We start from the raw sequence: 4121 nt of genomic DNA, 5'->3' as shown, positions 1-4121 counted from the left end.
TTAGCTCTTCCATGCTCTGGGGCTCCATTTCATTGTTAGCAAAAGTTATGGATACTGGTAAATTAGCAATTTGTAGTAATGATAATCTAAGTGGTGTTATTAAAAATATCTCTACAGAGTTTGCATCTATTAATGTAAAGCTGTTTGGTAAAAATGATATTAAAGACTGCAATGAGTGGATTACCTCCACGGTCTAGCTTATAACAAGGCGTTTAAACGGAACAAAAAAACAGTGGGTTACGTTTCGCTTCGCTACACATTATAACCCACAATTTTTGTCCGCTTAACGCGGCGTTATATTTTACATGGAGTTTAAATGATTAAAATGAGAGTAATTGGAGTAATGTTTGTATGCGGATTCCTTGGCGCATGCGGAGCAAGTAACGATACCCAAGAGGAGGCTTTCTTATCTGGCACCTGGAAGCATGTGTGTAAAGTAGATAGATCGTTAGAAGCTAAAAATAAAACTACCATTGAAACAGCTGTATACTACCCAGATACTACTACCTATACAGACTCAGAAGTTACAATTAAATATGTATCATATGAAAGCAATAATTGTATTGATGAAGTAGATGATTTTTATATGACCGGCACCTATATAATAGGTGACTCAAAATTCTTAGACGATGGATTGGAAGTTAAAAACATTGATTTAGTAATTAGTCATACTGAAATGGACATAACATTTGAAATTGCTCAAATTATTTTAATAGAACAAGGGTATTTGTACGAAGGTGTTGAAAATGCAGATGGCTCTAGACCCACTGAAATATATTTTGATAGTTGGTCAGAAAAGCAACTTTAATAATTAAAATATAACAAGCTGTTTAAACTGATAAAAAACAGTTGGCAATCGCTTCGCGATTATAGCCAACCATTTTTTACAGCTTAACAGGGCGTTATGTTTTTCTGAATTGTGTTTGTTAGTCAATAATAGAGGTTTACGATGTTAAATAGGCTGTTACTAGTTTTGGTCTCTTTAGGTACCTTACTTCCTGTTGGAGTTTTCTTTACTTACATAGTTATGGCTGAAGGTGATCAATGGACCTTCGAGCACTTTTTAGCTACAGCTATTTTTTCTATCCCTCTTATTTTAGTATTACTAATTAAGTTTATCTTAGTCGGAAGTAAATGATATTTAGGAATATTTATGAAAGTATACCGAAAAGTAAAGCAGACTAAATTTGTTAAAGATGGACTCAAAGGTTTGTTAACAATACATGACCACGGTGGAATTGCAGTTAGCATAGACCATAAGTCATTATTTGTGGGGCTAACTTATGAAGAAACTGATAGCTATTTATATATTGATAAGCCGTCTACTAAAGACAAAACTATGATAATGGATCGGTTATTTGATTCCAAAACATAACAAGGCAATTAAACGGAACTAAAACAGTGGGTTACGTTTCGCTTCGCTCCACATTATAACGCCACAATTTTAGTCCGCTTATTGTGGCGTTAAATGGCTTGCGTAGAGGTTTTTAAAGTTTGGATTTTCTAGGTCTTAATTGTGCAAAATCCTTTGCGAGGTTAGTTTTCTGGTTTCGTTTAAATGAGTTTAAACCTATTTTTTGAATTAATACCTGCGTTGTAATTCGTTACTCGCACATTTAATTTTCAGCATGCAGGTTGTTGGTTTGGTTATCAAATCCTCGTCGCAAAATAGCATTAGAAACGAGGTTTAGCTTCGTTCGTCAACTGGCTTCGTTTAAAATGAAGTTTAAATTAATAAGTGGCACGTTTACCTGTATTGCATTTTCCATATTGGTTGTGCACTAGGTCTGCCATTTAACAAGTTGCTTAAACGGAATAAAAACAGTTGGCCATCGCTTCGCGATTATAGCCAACCATTTTTATCCGCTTAGCAAGGCGTTAACTGGCATTTCATTATGACCATTAATTCATAGAGTTTTAAATGATATACGTAGCTTGGCCAAAATCAGGAGTCAGAAGTAAACTCTTGCCTATATTCATACTCTTTACATGTTACTTCGGAGCTATGCTTGTTGAAAAGAGTGCTAGAAGTAAAAGTGACTTGAATACCCCATTAACTGTGTGTGGCAAAATCCAAAAATATGGTTTTGAAAATTCGTACAGAGGGGAAGATACGTGGCGGTTATATGTAATTACGCCAAAGAATGGAAATGAGGTATTCAGAGTTGGGGCTCCTTATATCCATGAAAGTGTAAAAAAACATAATATGCAAGAAGGCAGCAATATTTGTGTTAATTATATAAATCAGTATGTAGACTTTTCCAGACCATTTATCACCCAAATAACTTTGGGTGATGTCAGCGTCTTAGATTATTATAAAGTAGCTTTCGAATATTTAAGTGCTCCAAGTTTAGTAATTAAAACCTTTGTATTATTCTCATTCATATTCACAGTATTATCTATTTTCCGAGTTGGGAGAAAACAGTTGTTGTAGCCAGTTAACAAGGCCTTTAAACGGAACAAAAACAGTTGGCTTTGTTTCGTGCCTCAACAAGTATAGCCAACTACTTTTGTCCGCTTAAGGCGGCGTTAGGTCATAATGCTCGATACATAATAATTATAATTAAAATGGATTTAGAATGATAAAATTAATAGTGATCAGTTTCGTATTGGTACTTATATTTCTCTTTAGCCGAGGAGAAAAAATGCCAGTTGGAACCTTAAACGTACATGACCAAAATGCGCTAGTTGAAAGCTCCGATTTTGTAGGAGGAAGTTGCCTTAGTGAAAAGTGTTTAATTGTTTATGTCGCACCATGGTGTCCTACATGTAATCAAATAACACCAACGATTATTTCCTTAGTTGATGAAATAAAAAAAGAAGGAATATCAGTAAAAGTCATCGTAGGCAAAGACAATCCTCAAAGAGTAGATGCATATGCTAAGAAATTCCCATTTCCTGTTCTGACAGACGCAAATGGAAATTACTTTGATGAGGCTAAACTGGTTGGAGTTCCCTATTTCGCTGTAACAAATAGTGACGGTGAAGTCTTAAATGATTATTTTGGTGGTTATACAAGTGTTAGGGCATTTAGGAAAAAGTTAGAAATTTAATTATTGTTTGAAACTGACCTAACAAGTTGCTTAAACGGAACTAAAACAGTTGGTTATCGCTACGCGATTTTAACCAACCATTTTAGTCGGCTTAGCAAGGCGTTAGGTTTGCAAGTTAAATCTGATAAATGAAAGTGTGGTTTTGTTTTTTAACTTCGGGGTGAAAGTTAAGCTTCCAAGTGGTTTAGCTTTGAATGTGCAAATAGGCCTACAAAGTTTTCAGCCAGTTTTGGTTTTGCCTCACAAGTTATGTTTAAACTGATTTTCTGTTTTAGTTTTTGCTTTAAAATTAAGCCTTTATTGTGCAACTTCTTTCTGATTTTTGAATCTATTTCTGATTTAAATCATCAGTCAGCGGGGTACTAGGATTAGCAAAATAACAAGGTTTACGCCCGCTGTTGTGGCCGCATTCCTAACAAGCAATTCAAGTGGAACAAAAACAGTTGGCTATTGTTCGTTCCTCACAAATTTTAGCCAACAATTTTTGTCCACTTAATTGGGCGTTTATCAGGCTTACTAAGTGTGTTTTTTGAATCTGGTAAGTTTGGTCGTATTTTGCAAATCGCTTTCCATTTGAGGCTGTTTAACCTTGAATGTTTAAAGTGATTTTCAAAGTATTTAGTTTCGGTGTCAAACCATGGTTTTGCACTGGATTTTTAATAAGTGTGTAGTTTCACATTCGTTGTGTAACTTTCCATTTAATAGTGTTTTCGTAAACCAGTTAGGTTTGCATAAAGCCGTGCTAACAAGGCATTCAAGTGGAAAAATAACAGTTGGCCATCGCTTCGCGATTATAACCAACTATCATTTTCCACTTAATGCGGCGTTATGTGCAAATTGAAATATCGCTAGTCATCACTTCTAAACAAAAAGGTAACTATGAGTAAATCTTGCTATCACTATACGAGTATTGAAGCTCTTTATAATATCGTTACGAATAAATCATTGCACTTTGGTAGTTTTGGAATGATGAACGATCACATAACAAGGCGTTTAAACGGAACAAAAACAGTGGGTTACGTTCCGCTTCGCTACACATTATAACCCACAATTTTTGTCCGCTTCACT

The 4121-nt window shown here is 35.0% G+C and carries 5 protein-coding genes; all 5 read left to right on the top strand.

Annotated features, from left to right (window positions below; genetic code table 11):
• The coding region (locus CW745_RS16740) for a hypothetical protein (protein ID WP_238596854.1) at positions 1-197 on the top strand (197 nt) is incomplete at its 5' end.
• A 119-nt stretch (positions 198-316) separates the two neighbouring features.
• Positions 317-808 carry a hypothetical protein gene (locus CW745_RS16080; RefSeq protein WP_101109724.1) on the top strand — a complete coding sequence of 164 codons (492 nt, stop codon included), beginning with the start codon at positions 317-319 and terminating at the stop codon, positions 806-808.
• 345 nt (positions 809-1153) lie between these two features.
• Positions 1154-1375 (top strand): hypothetical protein, encoded by a 222-nt coding sequence (locus CW745_RS16070; protein ID WP_101109722.1) that lies wholly within the window; start codon positions 1154-1156, stop codon positions 1373-1375.
• Positions 1376-1921: 546 nt separating this feature from the next.
• Complete coding sequence (locus CW745_RS16065) at positions 1922-2434, top strand: hypothetical protein (protein WP_101109721.1); 513 nt, start codon at positions 1922-1924, stop codon at positions 2432-2434.
• A gap of 211 nt (positions 2435-2645) precedes the next feature.
• Positions 2646-3053: a redoxin family protein gene (locus CW745_RS16060; RefSeq protein ID WP_193755635.1), complete on the top strand. Its 408-nt coding sequence runs from the start codon at positions 2646-2648 to the stop codon at positions 3051-3053.
• The last annotated feature ends 1068 nt before the right edge of the window (positions 3054-4121 follow it).

Source organism: Psychromonas sp. psych-6C06, from assembly GCF_002835465.1.
Taxonomy (GTDB): domain Bacteria; phylum Pseudomonadota; class Gammaproteobacteria; order Enterobacterales; family Psychromonadaceae; genus Psychromonas.
This window is presented reverse-complemented; position numbering and strand designations above follow the sequence as displayed.